The sequence below is a fragment of the Dyadobacter frigoris genome (genome assembly GCF_005280585.1).
Classification (GTDB): domain Bacteria; phylum Bacteroidota; class Bacteroidia; order Cytophagales; family Spirosomataceae; genus Dyadobacter; species Dyadobacter frigoris.
Genome location: NZ_SZVO01000002.1, coordinates 372,432 through 393,530, shown reverse-complemented (window position 1 = coordinate 393,530; position 21,099 = coordinate 372,432). Strand labels below are relative to the sequence as shown.

The following is a 21,099-nucleotide window of genomic DNA, read 5'->3' as shown; positions in this document are numbered from 1 at the left end:
TGCCTGATAATAAATGCCGCAAAAGTACGTATTTTTAACAAATCTAACATGAAGTGTTTTTTATGAAATTATATAAAGTCAGGTTTAAACTCGTAAATATTTTATTTTTTATCACAATTGCCGGTTTTTCGATCAGTTGTGGTGATTCTGAGGTTGATCCGGTAACGGGGCGTTCTTCTGAATTTGAAACCATCCCACAAAAGTTTCCAATTACCCCGGGTGTAATTGATGAAGCATCCGGATTGGCTGGCAGCTTCACTATCAATGGTTATATCTGGACGCTGCTGGACTCGGGAAATCCTAATTCGCTTTACCTTTTGAGTACAGATGGAAAGACAATAAAAGAGTTTAACATTCCGGGCTCAATTAACCACGACTGGGAAGCAATGGCGAGCGGCCCGGGGCCGGTTGATGGTACAAATTATCTTTATATCGGTGAAATCGGAAATAATAATCCACCGATGACCACAACGAATATTATTTATCGTGTTCCGGAAATTACCGATATATCCGGTTCATTTAGTCAGGATAAGCTTGAAAAAATAACGTTCAGCTATCCGGATGGCCCAAGGGATGCAGAAACCTTGCTGCTCGATCCTGTTACAAAAGATCTTTTTGTCGTTTCAAAAGAACTGGATAAAGCCAATATTTATCGGCTCGCTTATCCGCAGTCTACTTCCACAACAATTGTGGCTGAAAAGATTGGTACTATTCCCTCGGTTATCTTTACAACAGATGGAAGTATTTCTTATGACGGGAATGAAATCCTGGTCAGAAATTATACCTCGGTTTTTTACTGGCAAAGAAAATCCGGTGAAACGATTGGTCAGACACTTTTACAAGCTCCGAAAAAAACATTGATCACCGCCGCGGAACCTCAGGCAGAAGGCATAACATTTGATCGCGAAGCGAAAGGTTTTTACTCGTTGGGTGAAATTGGTCAGGCTACAAGTGTTTCTCTAAGTTATTATCTCAGAAAATAATTATCACTCCTTCTTATGCTTAAAAATTTAGTATTTATTGCTTTTGTGTGGGTTGGTTTATCGGCTCAGGCACAAACACAGGTAGCTCCTGATAATTTTGTAAAAGAAAATTATTCAAAAAAGGAATACGATATTTCAATGCGGGATGGTATTAAACTGCATACCATCATTTATTCGCCGAAGGATGCGGCGGCAGAAAATAAATATCCGTTTCTGATGCAGCGTACTTGTTACAGCGTGGCACCTTATGGGGAAGATGTTTACCCGGCACGGTTAGGCCCGAGTACTTTGCTGATGCGGGATAAATATATTTTTGTTTATCAGGATGTCCGGGGTCGCTACAAAAGTGAAGGTGTATGGACCAATATGACACCTCATATTGATACCAAGAAAAATAAAACGGACGTTGACGAAGCTTCGGATACTTACGATACCATTGACTGGCTTTTGAAAAACATAACCAATAACAATGGAAGAGTAGGGCAGTGGGGCATTTCTTATCCTGGATTTTATACAACAGCCAGTGCTTTATGTGATCACCCTGCTTTAAAAGCGTCTTCTCCTCAGGCTCCGATTTCAGATTTCTTTTATGATGACTTTCACCACAATGGTGTTTTCACCCAGGGTTATTACCTGACATTTCCTGTTTTCGGGATTAAGCCTTCTGAGCCTACAACTGCTTCGTGGTTTGAAAATGATTTTATTAAACCAACACCGGATGGTTATACCTTCAATCTGAACATGGGGCCGCTGAAAAATTTTGATAAGTATTATTCCAAAAACTTCTTCTGGCAGGAAACGGTCGATCATCCTAATAAAGATGAGTTCTGGCAGAAAAGAGATATTCTGCCGCATTTGAAAGGATTAAAACATGCCTTTATGACCGTCGGCGGCTGGTTTGATGCAGAGGATTTGTATGGTCCGTTGAATACTTATAAAACGATTGAAAAAAATAATCCGGGTATTTATAACACCTTGGTGGTTGGGCCATTCGGACATGGAAGATGGAGCCGGGAAACGGGACATACGTTTCATAATGATATTTATTTTGGAGACAGCATCGCTACTTTTTATCAAAATACGATTGAAGGAAAATTCTTCAACCACTTTTTGAAAGGTGCCGGCGACGGGAAAACAGGATTACCGGAAGCTTATCTTTTTGACACAGGAAAAAAGAAATGGGAGACCTATGACAAATGGCCGGTGGCTACTGTTCAGAAAAAGAAATTATTTTTCCAGGCGGATGGGAAACTGAGTTTTGATAAACCCGCCGCTGCAAAATCTTTCAGTGAATATGTAAGTGATCCGATGAAACCGGTTCCTTACACTGAAAATTACAAGCAAATGTCTGGTTTCACACCTTTTGAATATATGTCGGAAGATCAGCGTTTTGCTTCAACAAGACCGGATGTACTTGTTTTTAAAACGGAAGTATTGACCGAAGACATGACTTTGGGAGGCGAAATTCTGGCTCAGCTTAAAATAAGTACCACAGGAACGGACGCTGATTTTTTTGTGAAACTGATTGACGTTTATCCCGATGATGAGAAAAATAATGAATTTCAGCCTAACCCAAAAGTGGTGATGGCAGGTTATCAGCAAATGGTACGCAGCGAAATTGTGAGATCCCGTTTCCGTAACAGCATTGAGAAGCCGGAACCATTGGTTGCAGGGAAATTGACCGATGTTAACTTTCGTTTACAGGATGTTTTGCATACTTTTAAAAAGGGACACCGTGTAATGGTTCAGGTTCAGAGTACGGTTTTTCCTTTGTTTGACCGGAATCCGCAGAAGTATGTTGCTAATATTTACAAAGCTGAGGCAAGCGATTTTATCAAGGCAACTCAAAGAATTTATCATCAGACAGGAGCCGAAAGTGGCCTGACAGTTGATGTAATAAAATAAAAAACTAATAATTATTTGACGGGTGGGAATCTTTTCCATCCGTCTTTTTTATTTTAGTCTGTTCTATAATAACACTGAGTAATTTTTCGGGATCAATAGGTTTGGAAATAATATCACTGATACCGACGTCAAACGTTTTTTCTCTTGTATCTTGTGCAAGGCTCGCGGTAACTGCTACAATGGGGAGTGTTTCGCCTCTTTTCCTGAGTTGTTTTGTCGCTTCATAACCGTCCAGAACCGGCATGTGAAGATCCATCAGTACGATTTGATGGCGGGTTGCATCCAGTTTTTCCAGTGCCTCCTGTCCATTTACGGCTACCTCTGATATAGCGCCCCAGCGTTTTAAGAAACTTTTGATGACCAGAACATTCATAAGGTTATCTTCAACGATCAGTACAAATAAATCCTGTAAAGGTTTTTCCACCGGCTGATCCTCTGGCACAGGTTGTGTTAATTCAGGTTCATCCGGGATAGGGAAAGTCTGGACGAAGTAAAAAGTTGAACCTTTACCTTCTTCACTTTCCAGCATAAGTTCTGATCCTTGCAAGGCGAGCATACGCTTGCTTATAGAAAGTCCAAGGCCGGTGCCTCCAAAAACCCTGGAAGTTGAAGAATCGATTTGTGTAAAGCGCTCAAAAATGATCCTTTGCTTTTCCAGAGGAATTCCAATACCTGTATCTTCTACTGATATTTTTAGTATGACATCCTTTTCTGTTTTGCTTATAACATCAATTTTTAGTTTTACCCAACCTGATTTTGTGAATTTGATGGCATTCTGGACGAGGTTGCCCAGGATTTGAGCAATTCTTGTGGTATCTCCAAGTATGACTTTGGGTAAAGCCGGATCCAGTTCAGCAAAAATATCAATGTTCAATTCCTGTGCAGAAGCTCTATGTACAGAAATAATTTTTTGTGCTACATCCGAAATGTTAATCGGATTACTCATGAATAGCATCTTGCCTTCTTCAATAGTATTAAAGTCAAGAATATCATTGACAATATTAAGCAGATTTTTTGCTGAAAAAAGAAGTACATCCAGATGTGATTTCTGGTCCGGGCGAGGATCTTCCTTCATCATCAGATGCGTCATACCAATTACAGCATTCAAGGGCGTACGGATTTCGTGGCTCATCGTACTTAAAAATTCGCTTTTTGCTTTTAATCCTACTTCTGCATCTACTTTTGCCTTTTTTAAGGTAAATGCAAAGCGAAATGATAAGATCAAAGATTGACAAAAGAAAAATCCAAGATAACCGGCAAACAGAAGAAGCTCATGGGGATAAGCTATATGGTAATAAGCAAGTATAAGTGTAATGAAAATGACAAAGATTGCTATTGTACTGAGGAGGGCATATTTGGCTCCGATTCTTTTGTTTCTGTAAGCAACCCAATAAATATAAATGGCAAAAAAAATGTAGGGAGTAAGCAGGCCAACGAAAGGATTCATTAGCTGGCTGAATAATATCGGTGGTGATAGTACTGTAATCAATGCAAAAGCAAAACATACACCGATCATGCAAAAAATGATTTTGGCAGGAGTATCTTTTGGGTAGAGATAGCGTGTATACAGTGCAAACATGGCCACTGCCATAAACAAAGAAATATATTCCAGATGAATAGCCAGCTGCCAGCCTATGTATGGGAATATGGTATGCAAGGAATAGTCACCGGCTCCAACAATTCTGTAACTATAAAAAAAGCAGAAAAGAGAAAAATACAGCGTGGACTTATCATGGCGGCCGAGCAAATAAAGACCAAGGAAATACAGGCCACCCATGAGCATGCAGCCGGTCAGTAAAAAATCAAACGCATGATCCAGATTGCTGCTATCTTGTAATTCATTAAACAAACCGATTTGAATTGGTTTGCTGATCCCGCCTTTGGAATGATGAAAATTTGAGATGAAAAGTTTTAAATTTAAAGTATCAGTTGCCAGAAAAGGTTTTACCTGCGTGGACCAGTATGGTGTTGTGCTTTCCCGGGTTGTGCCGGGAGTACCGTTTCTGGCAATCAGTTTTCCATTGATATATAATGCATAAGCGCTATACATATCCGGAATTTTGAGAGCGAGCTGATCTCTGTCTTTTGGCAGAAGGATTTTGATTTCGTAGGTTGCAAAGCCTTGGGAAGATATGGGTTTTCCTTTCCAGAGGATCGTGCTCCATAGGTCAGGGAAATTTTCATATTCATGGTAGATGCCTTGTCCCGAAGTTTTTTTTAATAGTTTCCAGTAAAATATCCATTCCCCATTGATACTGATCGGCGTTTCGCTAAATTTTGCAGATCTCAGATCGAGAACTCCTTTAACTGCTTTTAGAGCATAGACCCGCTGTGACGCGAAGGATGGAAACATTGGCATGACCATAATTGCGACAAAAAGCATTAACCTCAAACCAGATACACAATTCCGTGTCATTTTCTTTTTATAACGGGTGACATGCAGAATTTTTATAACCGATGTCTAATATCTGATTAAATTCAGATTATTATGCTGAATATTAATCAGAAAACAGGAAGTTACCTTAAAATACAAAATGGTAAAAATGAGGTTTTTTACTGATCAAAAAAACAAAACGTTGTGAAAAATTAAATAAATTTATCCAGTGGTAATGAAGATACGGCAACTTATGTTGAATACTAACATTGTAATTTTATGACTATTAAATTTTGGGGAATGACTGTAATTACCGCCACTTTATTTGCTGCAAATGGCTCGGCTCAAAAAATAAATTATCCAAAAACAAATCAGGTGGATCACGTTGACGATTATCATGGTACCAAAGTTCAGGATCCTTACCATTGGCTTGAAGATGACCGGTCCGCAGAAACCGCTGCCTGGGTGAAGGCCGAGAACGCGGTAACTTTTGAATATCTTGATAAAATACCTTTCAAGGGAAAGATATTTACTGATCTGGAAAAGGCTTATAACTATCCAAAATATTCCGCGCCGACCAAGAAAGGAGATTATTTTTATTTTTATAAAAACGACGGCTTGCAGAATCAGGCTGTACTTTACAGGCAGAAAGGTTTAAACGGGACTCCTGAAGAAGTATTGGATCCCAATAAACTTTCAACGGACGGAACAACCAGGCTGACGGTTTTTAGTTTATCAAAAAACGGAAATCATGCGGTCCTTGGTTTTTCCAAAGGCGGATCTGATTGGCAGGAATATCAGGTGATGGATATGAAAACCCTGAAAATGCTTTCGGATAGAGTGGAATGGGTGAAAATTTCAGGCGCTGCATGGCAGGGCGATGGCTTTTATTACAGTCGTTATCCAAAACCGGAAGGCAGTGCACTGGCCGCCAAAAACGAAAATCACCAGGTATTTTATCATCAGGTAGGAACGGAACAATCTACCGATAAATTGATTTTTGAAGACGCTGCCAATGGACAGCGCTTTCACACAGTAGGTACCACAGAGGATGAGCAATATGCCGTTTTATCGGTAAGTGACAGGGGAAAGGGGAAAGACGGGAACGGATTGTGGGTCATGAAAAAAGGAGAGACCAAATTTGCAGCAGTAAAGGAAGAAATTACTGATTTCAGTTTTGGTGTGGTTGAAAATGTTGAAGGTGGGTTTTTGGTTGAAACCAATGAAAATGCGCCTAACAGCAAAATATTATTTTACGAATCAAAAACGAAAAGCTGGAAACCATTTTTACCGGAAAAACCGGAACCGCTGCAAGGTGCAGGAACAGCCGGTGGGAAACTATTCGTTTCTTATTCGAAAGACGTAACATCAAGGGTATACGTTTATGATCTGAAAGGAAAGTTGGAAAATGAAGTACAACTTCCGGGTTTGGGTACCGTTGGTGGTTTTGGGGGAGAAAAGGAAGATACCTTTGTTTTTTATACGTACACATCCTTCAATTATCCGCCTACCATTTTCAGGTATGATATTGCATCGAAAAAAAGCTCTGTTTTCCGTGAGCCGGAAGTTTCATTTAAACCGAATGATTATGAAACCAAACAGGTTTTTTATCCGAGCAAGGACGGTACAAAAATTCCGGCTTTCATTATTTACAAAAAAGGATTGAAACTGGATGGTTCGAATCCGACAATTTTGTATGGTTATGGCGGTTTTAACATCAGTCTGACCCCTGCGTTTAGTCCTACACGTATTCCGTTTTTGGATCAGGGCGGCGTGTATGTTCAGGCTAATTTGCGCGGAGGAAGTGAATACGGAGAAAAATGGCATGAGCAAGGTATGAAGCTGAAAAAGCAGAATGTTTTTGACGATTTCATAGCAGCAGCGGAATTCCTGATCAAAGAAAAATATACCTCACCGGCACGTTTGGCGATACAGGGAGGTTCTAACGGCGGTTTGCTGGTTGGTGCCGTTATGAACCAGCGTCCGGAACTTTTCAAAGTAGCTTTCCCGGCTGTGGGTGTTATGGATATGCTTCGTTTCCATAAGTTTACAATCGGTTGGAACTGGATTGCAGATTATGGAAGCAGCGATAATTTAGAAGAATTTAAAGTGATTTATGCTTATTCACCTTTGCATAATATAAAATCAGATGTGAATTATCCGGCAACCATGATCACAACAGCCGATCACGACGACCGGGTAGTTCCTGCACATTCATTCAAATATGCAGCGGAATTACAGGAAAAAGCTGGAACATCTTCCGCCAATCCCCTTCTAATCCGCATTGATACAAATTCAGGTCACGGGGCAAGTAACACAAAAAAAGCTTTGGAGACGCAGTCGGATATTTATGCGTTTTTGTTTTATAATATGGGGTTGAGCTGGAAGTAATTTTGGTTTTAGGGCTAAGATAAGTAACCGTTTATCAAATTATTTGACCAATAGTTTGATAAACGGTTTTTTTTGTTTAACATTTGATTTTAAACAGATAGTTAAATTCTTTCATCACCGGTTTGCAACGTTCTGAATCAACTTCATTTTAAAATCCTGCAAGAATGATAATCTTTCTTTCTGGTTTTCATTGTCTTGCATTTTAATTTCACACTTATAAAAAAAACTATGAAACATTATTACTTTATTTTGACCCTCCTTTTTTCGGTAACAGTAAGTTTTGGGCAGACATTGGAAGATGACAGGCTCGCATTACTTTCTCTTTATAACAGTACTAACGGTGCCGGATGGACAAACAAATCCGGTTGGAATCCTGGCGGTTCTGTCGGGGATAGTCCCTGTGGCTGGTTTGGTGTAACCTGCACCGATAACAGAGTGACAGAATTGAACCTTCAAAATAATGGTTTGACAGGATCATTGCCTGCTGATATTGGAAATTTGTCTGCGCTGGTTTCACTTAATTTAAAAGGAAATGACCCCTTGTGGTTACAAGGGGCCTATCATACGATCAATGGAACAATACCGGCACAAATAGGCAATTTGTCAAATCTGGAATATCTTGACTTGGGAGGGAATAAATTTTCCGGATCTATTCCTTCTAGTATCGGTAACCTGATTAAATTAACCTATTTAAATATTAACTACGTACCGTTTGATGTTGGTTTTGATCCAATTGGTACCCTCGAAGGAAGTTTGCCGTCAAGTTTGGGCAACCTGATAAATTTAAAAAATCTGGATCTTTCACTTCAAAATTTGAATGGTAGTATTCCTGATGTATTTTACAATTTAACAAGTCTTGAATACTTGAATTTAGCAGGGAATTTATTAAGTGGATCAATTCCTCCCAGTTTTAGTCTGTTGTCTAATCTCAGTTTATTGGATTTAAATTATGTTGCTGATTTTGTCAGAGGTTATGATTCAAAAGGTTTACTTGGAGGTACTATTCCCGATCTATCGGCAATACCCATTTCGGCATCTGTTTATATCAGTAATAATTCATTTATTTTTGACGGTATTGAAGCGAATGTAAGCCGTTTAGACTCGTATTATGGTCAAAAGAATATACCAATTACAGAGACAAACGGTGTTCTTTCCGTGAAGGCTGGCGGGACGGTTACTAACAACACATACAAGTGGTACAAGAATAATCAACTGGTTGCTACAAATATTGGCAATGAAAGTTACACCGTTACAGGCGCAGGTACTTACAAAGTAATTGTAACCAACAGTATTGCTGCGAATTTGACATTAACCAGTGAAAATTACGAAATCCCTTTGCCTGTTACCCTTGTTTCTTTTGAAGGAAAAAATAAATCTGCCACAACGATCCTGATCTGGAAAACCACCTCCGAAACCAACAACAAAGGCTTCGAAATAGAAAAAAGCAAAGACGCAAGAAACTTCGAAACCATAGGTTTTATTGATGGAAACGGAGATAGTAATGCAGCCAACGATTACAACTTTTTAGACAAAAATCCATACGCTGTGAGCTACTACCGTTTGAAGCAAATCGATTATGATGGCAAATTCGAATACTCCAGAACCATTTATGTGAAAAAAAATAATACTAAACTCAGTTTTTATCCCAATCCTGCAAAAGATCAATTACTTGTATTAGGGTTGGAAAAGGAAGAAAACGTCACCATGCATAATCTGGAAGGAAGGATAATATTGAATCAAAAATTGCAACCATCTCAGTCTATTAATACCCGTAATTTTTCAAACGGTTTATACGTTATAAAAATAGGTGAAGAGACAAGAAAAGTGGTAATTCAAAACTAGATTTTCAATAAAACTGAATAGTAAAAGAGCCGCGGCAAATATTTGTTGCGGCTCTTTCAATTAGAATTGTTACCAGAAAGTCTTATATAATTCCTGTGTGCAGGATACCACAGGACGGTACGCAAACCTAAGTTTTCTAATCTTGTAATGTAAATTAGAAGTAAAATGGCTGACATAGAAAAAGTTTACTCATTCCGAAATTCTAACTTAAAGCGATCTTAAAAACAAAATAATATGAGCAGTTCAAAAGCAGAGCAGTACAAATACGTGAGCTATTTATGGGATGATGCGAAAGCAGCTTCCCTTGGTGATGACCAGGTGGAATTACTTTTATATCGTTCCAATTTGTTGGGAGCGGATCTTCGTCTTACTAACTATGCGGGTGGAAATACCAGCTGCAAAACCATAGAAAAAGATCCGTTGACAGGCAATCCTGTGGAAGTGATGTGGATCAAAGGCTCTGGTGGTGATATCGGTACATTGAAAAGAAGCGGTCTTGCCGGTCTTTTTCAAAACCGTCTGCATGCATTGAAAAATATATACCGCGGGCTTGAATTTGAAGATGAAATGGTTGAGCTTTTCAATCATTGTATTTATGATCTTAAATCCAAAGCGCCGTCTATTGATACTCCCTTACACGGACTGCTCCCTTTCAAACATATTGACCATTTACACCCTGATGCCTTAATTGCTATCGCGGCTTCGAAAGAAGGCGAAGCTATTACGAAGGAATTATTTAAAGGCGAACTGGCGTGGGTGCCTTGGCAGCGTCCTGGTTTTGACCTTGGGTTGAAACTGGAAAAAACGCTTGCCGACAATCCGGGAATTCGTGGAATCGTTTTGGGCGGGCACGGATTATTTACCTGGGGTGATACCGCTTACGAGTCTTATATCAATACGCTGGATACGATTGAACAGGCATCTGCTTACCTTGAAGAAAACTATGGCGTAAAACGTCCTGTTTTTGGAGGTTCCAAACAGGAAAGTCTTGTAGCGGACCGCCGCCTGGAGGTGGCTGGCCAGCTTGCTCCTTACCTGAGAGGTTTGGCTTCGGATCGTCAGACAATGGTTGGGCATTTTACAGATGATTCCCGCGTTTTGGAATTTATCAATAGTAATGATCTGGATAAACTGGCTCCATTGGGAACAAGTTGCCCGGATCACTTTCTTCGCACGAAAATCCGTCCGTTGGTTCTTGACCTTCCTGCGGAAACACTGGGGTCGGATGCGACAGCAATTTTAGATCATATCCGTCCGCAATTCGAAGCATACCGTGCCGATTATCAGGCTTACTACGATCGTTGTAAACATGATAATAGTCCGGCCGTTCGTGACCCTAATCCGGTTATTATTTTATATCCTGGCGTTGGTATGTTCTCTTTCGCAAAGGACAAACAAACTGCACGTGTTGCGGCTGAATTTTATACCAATGCAATCAATGTAATGAAAGGCGCGGAAGCGGTTTCTTCTTACGTTTCTTTACCGGAACAGGAAGCTTTCGATATTGAGTACTGGTTGCTGGAAGAAGCGAAATTGCAGCGTATGCCGAAAGAAAAATCACTTTCCCGTAAAGTGGCTATCGTTACCGGCGGATCAGGTGGAATTGGAAAAGCAATTGCTCAGAAATTCCTGGAAGAAGGCGCTTGCGTAGTGATTTCTGATATTGATGAAAAAGCGCTTGCAGAAACGAAAAGCGAGTTTGATAGCAAATTCGGTAAGGATTTCTCTGCAACTGCCAATGCAAACGTTCTGGAAGTCGATCAGATTAAAGCAGCTTTCCATGTTACAAAACTGAAATTCGGTGGCGTGGATATCGTGGTGAACTGCGCCGGACTTTCGATTTCAAAACCGCTTGCTGAAACGACCATTAAAGACTGGGATATTTTGCAGGATGTTTTGGTAAAAGGCCAGTTCCTGGTTTCTCAGGAAGCTGTGGCGATCATGCGTCAACAAGGTTTGGGCGGTGATATCATCAACATTGCAAGTAAAAACGGCCTGGTTTCGGGACCAAATAATGTGGCTTACGGAACTGCAAAAGCAGCTCAGCAGCATATGACACGTCTTTTGGCAGCAGAATTAGGTGCTGATAAAATCCGTGTGAACGTGGTTAACCCTGATGCTGTAATTTCCGGAAGTAAAATCTGGGAAAGCGGTTGGGCAGCTGGACGTGCAAAAGCTTACGGTATCAAAATCGAAGAATTACCGGCATATTATGCAAAACGTACGGTTTTGAATGCTGAAATTCATACAGAAGATATAGCAAACGGAGTTTTTGTATTCGTTGGCGGGTTGTTAGGAAAGAGTACCGGAAATGTTCTGAATATTGACGGTGGTGTTCCTGCGGCATTTGTTCGCTAGCATTTGAAATAAAAAGCTGTGTCAAAAGTAGATTCTGCTTTTGGCACAGCTTTCGTTTTATAATGATATTTCAATTTTCAAAGCCGTTTTTATCAGGCATATTTCAAAATCTTTAATGCTAAAAAGATGAAAATAGAACAATATCGGATAGACCAGCATAATGAAGGTTTGCTGGGAAAACATAACAACCAGTTCATTTTTCTAAAAGAACAACTGGGCGAACAAGGCATCGATGCCAATGCGATTGTAAAAACTTTGCAGGCATTTCAGGTTGCTATTCCGAGCTGGGCTTTGGGAACTGGCGGAACACGTTTCGGCCGTTTTTCTGGTGCAGGCGAGCCAGGTTCGTTAGAGGAAAAAATTGAAGATGTAGGGATTTTGCACGCATTGAACCGTTCCAGCGGATCAATCTCTTTGCATATTCCCTGGGATATTCCAAAAGATGCTGATGCGATAATTCAATTGGCTTCTTCGCTTGATCTGAAATTTGATGCTGTAAATTCAAATACATTCCAGGATCAGAAAAACCAGGAATTGTCTTATAAATACGGTTCACTTTCACACGTGGATCCAAAAGTGCGTAAACAGGCGGTTGATCACAATATTGAAGTAATTAAGTACGGAAAAGAATTAGGTTCGAAAGCCTTATCGATCTGGCTTTCAGACGGATCTTGTTTTCCGGGTCAATCCAATTTTGTAAAATCATTTCAGAATACACTGGAATCGTTGCAGGAAATCTACGCGGCGTTGCCAGAGGATTGGAAAGTTTTTGTGGAATACAAAGCGTACGAGCCGAATTTCTATTCAACCGTTATCCAGGATTGGGGAAGTTCCTTATTGTTTTGCCAAAAACTGGGGCCAAAAGCAGATGTACTGGTAGATTTGGGCCATCATTTGCCAAATGCCAATATTGAACAAATTGTAGCGACTTTGATGATGGAAGGCCGTTTGGCTGGTTTCCATTTCAATGATTCCAAATATGGTGATGATGATTTGACTGTTGGAAGTATTCGTCCATATATGCTGTTCCTGATTTTCGTGGAACTGGTAGAGGGAATGAAACGTGCCGGAAAAGGCAGCGATGGATTCGCCTGGATGATCGATGCAAGCCATAATGTAAAAGATCCTTTGGAAGATTTACTTCAATCTGTTGAAGCAATTCTGTTGTCTTACGCTCAGGCGCTAATTTTAGACAGTAAAAAACTGGAAATAGCAAGAGGTGAAAATGACGTTGTTTTGGCACAACAATTATTGCAAAACGCTTTTAGAACAGATGTTCGTCCGTTGGTGCGCGAAGCAATGTTACATAGCGGAGGTTCACTTGATCCTATCGGACTTTTCAGAGATCTTAAAGTAAGAAATGGATTAATCGCTGAACGTGGTCTTGTGACCGTAGCGACTGGTCTCTAAATATTGAAAATACTTATGTCATTCTAAGGCGCCTTTTGATGCTTTGGAATGACTTTTTTTATAAAGATTTTCTTCTGATAAGCGTGAAGGGATTTTTTATAATCTCGGTTTTGTTTTCCATAACAAGCCTGGCCGCCGTTTTTCCCATCTGCTCATGATCCGTTGAAATGGTCGTAATGCCGTCCAGAAGAATTTCCTTTAGTGGCGTTTCATTGTAGGATATTATCCCGACATCTTTGCCAACCACCAGATTTTGTTCACGACATTTTTTGATCAGGTTTACCAGATCAGTTTCTTCAATGACAACGTAGGCTGCGTCTTTGATAATCTTGGTATTTTCCTCGGTTTCAAACATAATATCAAATTCAAACTGCTGCTGAATACAAAAAAGTCGAAAACCTTTTATAATTTCTTTGGGATAAGGAATCAGGGTAGGGAAAATCAGGATCAGCTTTTTATAAACTCTCAGCAGATCATTGGCTTCGTTCAGCGCGCACAAAATATCTTTTTCAAAATTCTGGTGAACTGCGGAATGTTTTCTATTGTCCAGGTCAACATCCTTGTCCAGCAAAATCAGTTTTTCCGCAGGAATCAGTTTTAATATTTTGGCAGCTTCATCTTCATTGTCATAAAAATGCGGCATGATTACATAGTAGTCATATTCTCCCAAACTGTTTTTGATCAAATTTGAAAAAATATTGATGTTGGAATGATGAATATGCAGATCAACGATCATATTCCGGCCTACATTTTCAACAAAAGCATTATAAATCTGTTTTTTATAATTACTTATTTTATTGAAAACCAGTAATATTCTGGAAGTCGTTTCGATATCAACACGGTTGATAAAATATCCTTTTCCACGAACGGAAACCAAAACTCCATCTTTAATCAAATGACGGTAGGCTTTTTCAACAGTATCCCTTGAAAGTAAGTATTCCTCACTCAACTGATTGATAGAGGGGATTTTATCACCTCTTTTCAGTTTTCCTTTGCCAATTGCAAGCAGCAGCGATTTGATAATCTGCATATACTTTGGCGCACTTTCCTTAAACTCAATATCAAACTGGATTTCCATTAAAAACGAGATGCTAGGTTTGGAACTATGTTAAAATTAATACAATTCCTTTAAATTTGAATATTAAATAAAAGTTAAAATAGTATCTGCATATACTTATTATTTACTGAAAATGCTCTTCGAAAGACTATAAATCTCCCGAAGAGCATTTTTCATACTACAAATTTAAAATTATCTTGGAGAACGGCCGCCTCTTTCTGATCCGCCACCGCCACCACGGCTTTCATTAGATCTTCCACCGCCTCTGGATTCTCCTCCGCCTCGTGATTCACTTCCACCACTTCTTTCAGGTGAATTAGATCGCATCGATGCTCCATTGTCAGAAGATCTTTGCTGACCCTGATTCTGTCCGCCATAATTTTCTGAACGTCCTGAATTGCCTGGCTGGTCATAAGAGCGCGAACGATTTTGTTCAGGTGCTGGCGATTGACGTTGCGCTTCACCACCCCGGTTTCCATTATTTCCATAAGCTACCGATGGATCCTGTGCTCTTTGGTTGCCATAATCCTGTGCGCCTCTTTGCGGAGCGGAATACCCTCGGTCCGGCGTTGAGCGTTCATTGGAACGGCTTGGCTGATTTTGGTTATAAGGATTGTTGCCGTTGCTATTTCTATTGTCAGGCACATTTCTGTTGTCGGGAACACGGTTGTCCGGAATCCGGTTATCATTTCCTGAATAAGATCTGTTACCTGATTGTCCATTATTCCCGTTTCTGTTTCCGGAATTATAATCGCTCGCTCCTCTGCCGTTATTATTGTAGCCATTATTTCCTCTGTTATCAGAACCGTAAGAACGTGATCTGTCATAACTGCCTCCGTTATTTCCATAACCTCTGCTGTTCGCGCGGTCGCCGCCCATTACAATTCCTCTGCGGTCACGGTCAATCTGACGGATTTCAACAGGACGTCTGGTCACCCGTTCAATTTCATCACGTCTCGGGCCATATACATACGAACGGTTGTTGCTGCGGTAATAGTTGTTGATGATCGTAGTCCGTCCGTAGATATTGTTATATCCGCCACGGGGAACCCAGTAATTATTCCAATTACGGCTTGAAATATATTGCTGCGGAACAAAAACCCACCAGAATGAAGGAATATTGATGGACACATTGATATTAACGCCAGGTCCCATCGGTGCCCAGCCATAATAGCCTCCACCTGAACGCCAGCTTACCCATGCAGGGCCCCATTCATATCCGGGAATCCAGAACCAGCCATTATAATCATCAAATGACCAGCGGCCATAGTGAAAAGGTGCCCAGCCCCAGTCGTAATCCGAAACCCAGGTATTTCCATAATCTGTTACCTGCCAGTATCCGTTGGTTCCATAAGGCTGAAATCCGGCGTCTACATTGGGTGTCCATACAGAACCATATTGTGGTGTGTTGATCCAGCGTCCGTACGGCGCCAGTTCATTGTAAAAAGTTTGGTAAGAAATAGAAACTCCGGGCTGAGCTTGTAAGTTTCCTCCGAGCGAAATACCTGCAATTAATAAAAGCGACAAGCCCAGTATCCGAAATTTATGCATGGTGTTCATGGCCGTATGGATTAATAGTTTTCTTTGTTTAAAATCGTTTGTTTGACATGAAAATTTAAAACAGGTTTAATCAGGATTAAAGTAGAGAAATCATCCAAAATTGTGCCTTTATTATATTTGAAAAATAAATTTGCCTGATAAATTCTTTAATATTTCATTTTAATTTATTGATTTTCAGTTTATTGCATTTTGTTGTTTGACTTTGCAAAGAAAGTCGACCGGAACTATATTCGTTTTGTAAGCGTAAAAACTGGTTATATTGGTATACACATTAACACGTGTTAACACATTTTTATAATTGAATGATGATAAATCCTGAAAAATTACATAATGAGCTCGTTTTCCAAACGGCAAGAAGCGGTGGGAGCGGAGGGCAAAATGTGAATAAAGTGGAAACAAAAGTGGAGCTGCGTTTTGATATTCCAAATTCGGCATTGCTGACAGATGAAGAAAAACAGACACTTATTGAAAAGCTGAGTACCAAACTGACGAATGAAAATGTATTGGTCATATACCATCAAACAGAACGTTCCCAGTTAGCTAATAAAGATAAAGTGGTTGAGAAATTCAATAAACTGATTCAACAGGCATTTTTTGTCCAGAAAAAAAGAAGAGCTACCCGTCCGACACTGGCTTCAAAGCTGGAACGACTGGCTGGGAAACAAAGGAAATCGACTGTGAAATCCATGCGAAGAAAACCGGTAGATGATTAGGTGAATTTGTTTTATATACTGACAACTCCTTTTACTTACGATAAGATTTTTGATCAATAAATATGGCTTCAATTTCTGCTTCAAATAATACTTCTGCTCTTCGTACTGTACTTTCATTGCCGGTAATCGTGGCTTCACTGGGCTATTTTGTTGATGTTTATGATTTGCTGTTATTCAACATTGTCAGAGTACCAAGTTTGCGGGAACTGGGTTTGTCGGAAGCAGAGATTTCTGCTATTGGGGCAAAAATTTATAACTGGCAGCAGGCCGGATTATTGATCGGTGGATTTTTCTGGGGAATATGGGGAGATAAAATGGGGAGGCGGTCCGTACTTTTCGGCTCCATTCTGATGTATTCCCTGGCAAATATTGTCTGTGGTTTTACCAATAATGTTGAAGTATACGCAATGCTTCGTTTTATAGCCGGTCTTGGACTTGCGGGTGAACTTGGTGCGGGTATTACCTTAATCGCCGAAATTCTTCCAAAACATTTACGCGGTTATGGCGCTTCCGTCGTTGCCAGCGTTGGTCTTGCCGGAGCAATTGCCGCATTTTTTGCAGTAAAACTTACCGATTGGCGCACCGCTTATTTTATTGGCGGAGGGATGGGACTTGTTCTTTTGGTGCTGCGTTTCAACGTTCTTGAATCTTTTCTTTTTGAAAAAGCGATAGAAAGTAAAGCAAAAGCGGTACAATGGTGGAAAATATTTACAAAACGTGAAAAATTGATCCGCTACCTGCGTTGTATGGGCATAGCTCTGCCAACTTATCTGGTCATTGGGATTTATGCGACTTTTGGGAATGAATTTGCAAAAGCTTTAGGCGTTCCGGGAGATATTCAGGCGGGAAGCTGTGTACTTTATACGTACATCGGTATTGTTACCGGCGATTTTTTTAGCGGTATTCTAAGTCAGTGGCTGCGATCAAGACGGAAAGCCATCTTGATCATGTTATTAATGACACTTGCCGGAGTCGTCGTGCTTTTATACGGAGGAATTAATTCTGCTACAACATTATATAGCTGTTACGGCTGGCTTGGTTTTTCCATAGGTTATATCGCCATGTTTCTTACCACCACAGCCGAACAGTTTGGTACCAATCTTCGTGCAACGGTAACAACTTCGGTTGCCAACAATGTCCGGGCGACAACACTGTTAACATTACCTGTTTTTCAATTCCTGAAACCTGACTGGGGTGTTCTCCAGGCAGGTGCAAGTGTTGGAATCGTTTGTTTTATACTGGCGATACTTTCGCTTTGGAAAATGGAGGAAACGTATGGAAAGGATTTGGATTACGTGGAACAGTAATCCTAAACCAAAGCTTCAAACAGTATTTCCGCCGGGTGCATCGCCTTGCGGCCTGTACCATCATGGATCTGGTGACGACAGCTCGTTCCGGGAGCTGCAATAATCACATCATCACCCTGTTTCCGAACCGCTGGAAAAAGCACAAGTTCTCCAATTTGCATGGAAATATCGTAATGCTCTTTTTCATAGCCAAAAGATCCAGCCATTCCACAGCATCCCGAAGGAATAAGCTGAACGGTATAGTTTTCCGGTAAGGAAAGCATTCTTTTTGTTGGGATCATACTGGAAATTGCTTTTTGCTGACAATGTCCATGTAATTTTATCACCCGTTTTTCTTTACTGAACGAATCTTTTGAAATACGTTTCAGCTCGATTTCCCTTGATACAAATTCATCAAACTGCAAAGCGTTCAGTGCAAGTTTTTTTGCATCTTCAACCATATCTTCCCGAACAAGATCAGGATATTCGTCACGGAAAGTTAAGATCGCTGATGGTTCAATGCCAATTAGCGGCGTATCATGAGAAATTATATCTTTTAACAAACGAATATTTTCTTCGGCGATTTTCTTTGCGTCTTTCAACAATCCTTTGGAAAGTTGGGGCCGGCCAGAAGTAGCATGTTTCGGGATAATAACTTCATAACCCAGTTTTTCCAAAACTGTGATTGCTTTTATACCAATTTCAACATCATTAAAATTGGTAAATTCATCACAGAAAAGATAAACCTGACGAGCCGACGGACTGGCTGGTTTTTTAGTTTTCGCTCTTTTATCATACCAGGCACGAAGCGTTGTATTTTTTAATAACGGCATTGTACGCTCAGGGTGAAAACCTACGATACTATTCGCAATTTTCCGAAGCGGGGCATTTTTATAAATCAAATTGTACGCCCAGGGTACATAACTCGCCAGGCCATTCATTTTTGAAAAATTACCGATCAGCCATGAGCGCAAAGGAACTCCATGTTCATCATGATAATGCTGAAGAAATTCCATTTTCAGTTTGGCAACATCAACATTGGAAGGACATTCTCCCTTACAACCTTTGCAGGCCAGGCAGAGATCATACACTTCCTTGATTTCTTTATTGTCAAACCGGTTTTCCTTGGGAGAATTTGTCAGCATTTCCCGCAGAATATTGGCTCTTGCGCGCGTTGTATCTTTTTCATTCCGCGTAGCCATAAAACTTGGACACATCGTTCCGCCGCTCATTTCAGTTTTCCGGCAATCACCCGATCCGTTGCACTGTTCAGCATGCTGCAAAATGGTTTGATCCTTAAAACGGAAATAAGTTTTAAATTCAGGTACAATATGATCGGCCTCGTAACGCAAAAAGCTATCCATTGGAGGCGTATCGACGATTTTTCCCGGATTCAGAATATTATAAGGATCCCAGGTACGCTTGATTTCCTTGAACAATTCATAATTATGCTGACCGACCATCTGCGGAATAAATTCGCCGCGTAAACGTCCATCCCCATGTTCTCCCGAAAGTGAGCCCTTGAATTTTTTAACCAGCGTGGCAATTTCTTCCGCTATGGTTCTGAATTGCTGATGACCTTCTTTTGTCTTTAAATTGATAATCGGACGAAGATGTAATTCTCCCGAACCGGCATGTGCATAATGCACGGCTGACATGCCATGTTTTTTGAGTATGTCATTAAATTCAATAATATACTGAGGCTGATCGTAAACATCCACCGCAGTATCTTCAATCACCGCAACTGCTTTTTCGTCACCCGGAAGATTACTTAGTAAACCTAATCCGGCTTTTCTGAGTGTCCATATTTTTTTGGTGTCATCTCCAAACAAAAGCGGATAATGATAACCCATGCCGGCATTAATGAAATCTGCTCTTAAAGCTTCGGCTAATGATTCAACTTCCTCCTTGGTTTCTCTGGAAAGATCCACAACCAGGATAGCCGGATATTCACCTGCCTCCGTATTTTGGACAAAAAATGCATTTGCCTTTTGTTCCTTATTCGTAGCCGCACATTCCAGAACATAATTGTCAATGAGTTCAACGGCCTGCGGTTTATATTTTAATGCAAGAATTGTGGCTCTTAAAGCTTCGTCAATGGAAGTAAAATGAGCGCACAGTAATCCTTGTGTAGTTGGAGGAAGGGGAATGATGTTTAATTTGATTTCTGTCAGAAAACAAAGTGTACCTTCCGATCCCGCAATAAGTTTACACATATTAAAAGGAACCGGTTTTACGTCGTTTTCAGGGAACGGCGTAAAAAGTTCGGTTTCCAGAAGCATATCCAGCGCATAACCCGTATTCCGTCTTTCCACACTGCGTTTTGGAAATTCCTTTCTGATCTCTGCCTGGTTTGCCGGATTAGATAAAATTTCAAAAGTTTTAGAATAAATTTTATCTGCAAGAGAAAGTTTGCCGGTGCTATCTGATAGTTTATTTTTAAAATCAGCAGTACTTTCTGTGCCAAAGGTTACCTCGCTTCCATCGGCCAGAATTGCTTTTACTTCCAGTAAATGTTCTCTCGTACTTCCATATACTACGGAATTGGATCCGCAGGAATTATTTCCAACCATTCCGCCAATCATAGCACGGTTTGCCGTAGAAGTTTCCGGACCGAAATAAAGTCCGTATGGTTTTAAAGCCATATTCAGTTCATCGCGTATGACACCAGGCTCAACCCGGACATACTGTTCTTCTGCATTAATTTCCAAAATTCTGGTAAAATGCTTCGAAGTATCTACAATAATTCCGCTTCCCACAACCTGTCCCGCCAGCGAAGTACCCGCCGTTCTGGGAACAAGTGAAATTTTATGACTGGTTGCATAAGCGATCAGTTTTTTAATGTCGTCCAGTGTTTTGGGAATGGCAACGGCCAAAGGCATTTCCCGATAAGCAGATGCATCCGTTGCGTACAAAGTACGCATGGTATTGTCATCGTATAAATCACCTGTAAGCTGGGTGGCTAATAATTGTAGATCTGAATTTTCAACGGAAGAATGCGGTGCCATAAACTAAAAAGGTACTGAAAATAAACTCCTCCAAAGTTACGAACTAGCACTGATCTAATCATGAAATTTTTTTTGAAAGGTTTGCGGAAATATATAGGCGTAAAAGACTCCTTTTTTTAATAATAAGTTTGAATAGGAGTATTTAAAGTTCGTCCTTATTGATATTTTAAATTTTCAAATAAGTAATTCGTAATGTATTAATTAGTCGCTTG

Annotated in this window: 12 protein-coding genes; 8 read left to right on the top strand and 4 right to left on the bottom strand. The window is 40.3% G+C overall.

Annotated elements, in window-relative coordinates; all coding sequences use genetic code 11:
• The first annotated feature begins 62 nt into the window (after positions 1-62).
• Positions 63-983 (top strand): YjiK family protein, encoded by a 921-nt coding sequence (locus tag FDK13_RS05345; protein WP_137338955.1) that lies wholly within the window; start codon positions 63-65, stop codon positions 981-983.
• Between the two features lie 15 nt (positions 984-998).
• Complete coding sequence (locus FDK13_RS05340) at positions 999-2,888, top strand: CocE/NonD family hydrolase (RefSeq protein WP_137338954.1); 1,890 nt, start codon at positions 999-1,001, stop codon at positions 2,886-2,888.
• A 4-nt stretch (positions 2,889-2,892) separates the two neighbouring features.
• On the opposite strand, the gene FDK13_RS05335 is transcribed toward FDK13_RS05340, so the two are convergent.
• A complete protein-coding gene (locus tag FDK13_RS05335) occupies positions 2,893-5,304 on the bottom strand; it encodes an ATP-binding protein (RefSeq protein ID WP_137338953.1) in 2,412 nt (803 codons plus the stop codon).
• Between the two features lie 237 nt (positions 5,305-5,541).
• Between FDK13_RS05335 and FDK13_RS05330 the strand changes: the two genes are divergently transcribed.
• The 4 genes from FDK13_RS05330 to FDK13_RS05315 all read left to right on the top strand — a co-directional run bounded on the left by FDK13_RS05330 (position 5,542) and on the right by FDK13_RS05315 (position 13,263).
• A complete protein-coding gene (locus FDK13_RS05330) occupies positions 5,542-7,653 on the top strand; it encodes a prolyl oligopeptidase family serine peptidase (RefSeq protein ID WP_170982713.1) in 2,112 nt (703 codons plus the stop codon).
• A gap of 228 nt (positions 7,654-7,881) precedes the next feature.
• Entirely contained in the window at positions 7,882-9,495 is a 1,614-nt protein-coding gene (locus FDK13_RS05325) for a T9SS type A sorting domain-containing protein (protein ID WP_137338952.1), read from the top strand.
• Positions 9,496-9,729: 234 nt separating this feature from the next.
• Positions 9,730-11,853, top strand: a complete 2,124-nt coding sequence (locus tag FDK13_RS05320) for a bifunctional aldolase/short-chain dehydrogenase (protein WP_137338951.1) — start codon at positions 9,730-9,732, stop codon at positions 11,851-11,853.
• A 126-nt stretch (positions 11,854-11,979) separates the two neighbouring features.
• The gene (locus FDK13_RS05315) at positions 11,980-13,263 is read left to right on the top strand and encodes a sugar isomerase (protein ID WP_137338950.1); all 1,284 of its coding nucleotides are present in this window, start codon (positions 11,980-11,982) and stop codon (positions 13,261-13,263) included.
• A gap of 58 nt (positions 13,264-13,321) precedes the next feature.
• Here FDK13_RS05315 and FDK13_RS05310 read toward each other — a convergent pair whose 3' ends face one another.
• Together FDK13_RS05310 and FDK13_RS05305 are read right to left on the bottom strand one after the other, a co-directional pair.
• Positions 13,322-14,341 (bottom strand): GntR family transcriptional regulator, encoded by a 1,020-nt coding sequence (locus FDK13_RS05310; RefSeq protein WP_137338949.1) that lies wholly within the window; start codon positions 14,339-14,341, stop codon positions 13,322-13,324.
• Between the two features lie 171 nt (positions 14,342-14,512).
• Positions 14,513-15,880 carry a DUF6600 domain-containing protein gene (locus tag FDK13_RS05305; protein WP_137338948.1) on the bottom strand — a complete coding sequence of 456 codons (1,368 nt, stop codon included), beginning with the start codon at positions 15,878-15,880 and terminating at the stop codon, positions 14,513-14,515.
• Positions 15,881-16,185: 305 nt separating this feature from the next.
• Between FDK13_RS05305 and arfB the strand changes: the two genes are divergently transcribed.
• Together arfB and FDK13_RS05295 are read left to right on the top strand one after the other, a co-directional pair.
• The gene (gene arfB / locus FDK13_RS05300) at positions 16,186-16,593 is read left to right on the top strand and encodes an alternative ribosome rescue aminoacyl-tRNA hydrolase ArfB (protein WP_137339285.1); all 408 of its coding nucleotides are present in this window, start codon (positions 16,186-16,188) and stop codon (positions 16,591-16,593) included.
• Positions 16,594-16,655: 62 nt separating this feature from the next.
• The gene (locus FDK13_RS05295) at positions 16,656-17,900 is read left to right on the top strand and encodes an MFS transporter (protein ID WP_137338947.1); all 1,245 of its coding nucleotides are present in this window, start codon (positions 16,656-16,658) and stop codon (positions 17,898-17,900) included.
• A 2-nt stretch (positions 17,901-17,902) separates the two neighbouring features.
• Here FDK13_RS05295 and FDK13_RS05290 read toward each other — a convergent pair whose 3' ends face one another.
• A complete protein-coding gene (locus FDK13_RS05290; protein WP_137338946.1) occupies positions 17,903-20,887 on the bottom strand; it encodes an FAD-binding and (Fe-S)-binding domain-containing protein in 2,985 nt (994 codons plus the stop codon).
• Positions 20,888-21,099: the final 212 nt, after the last annotated feature.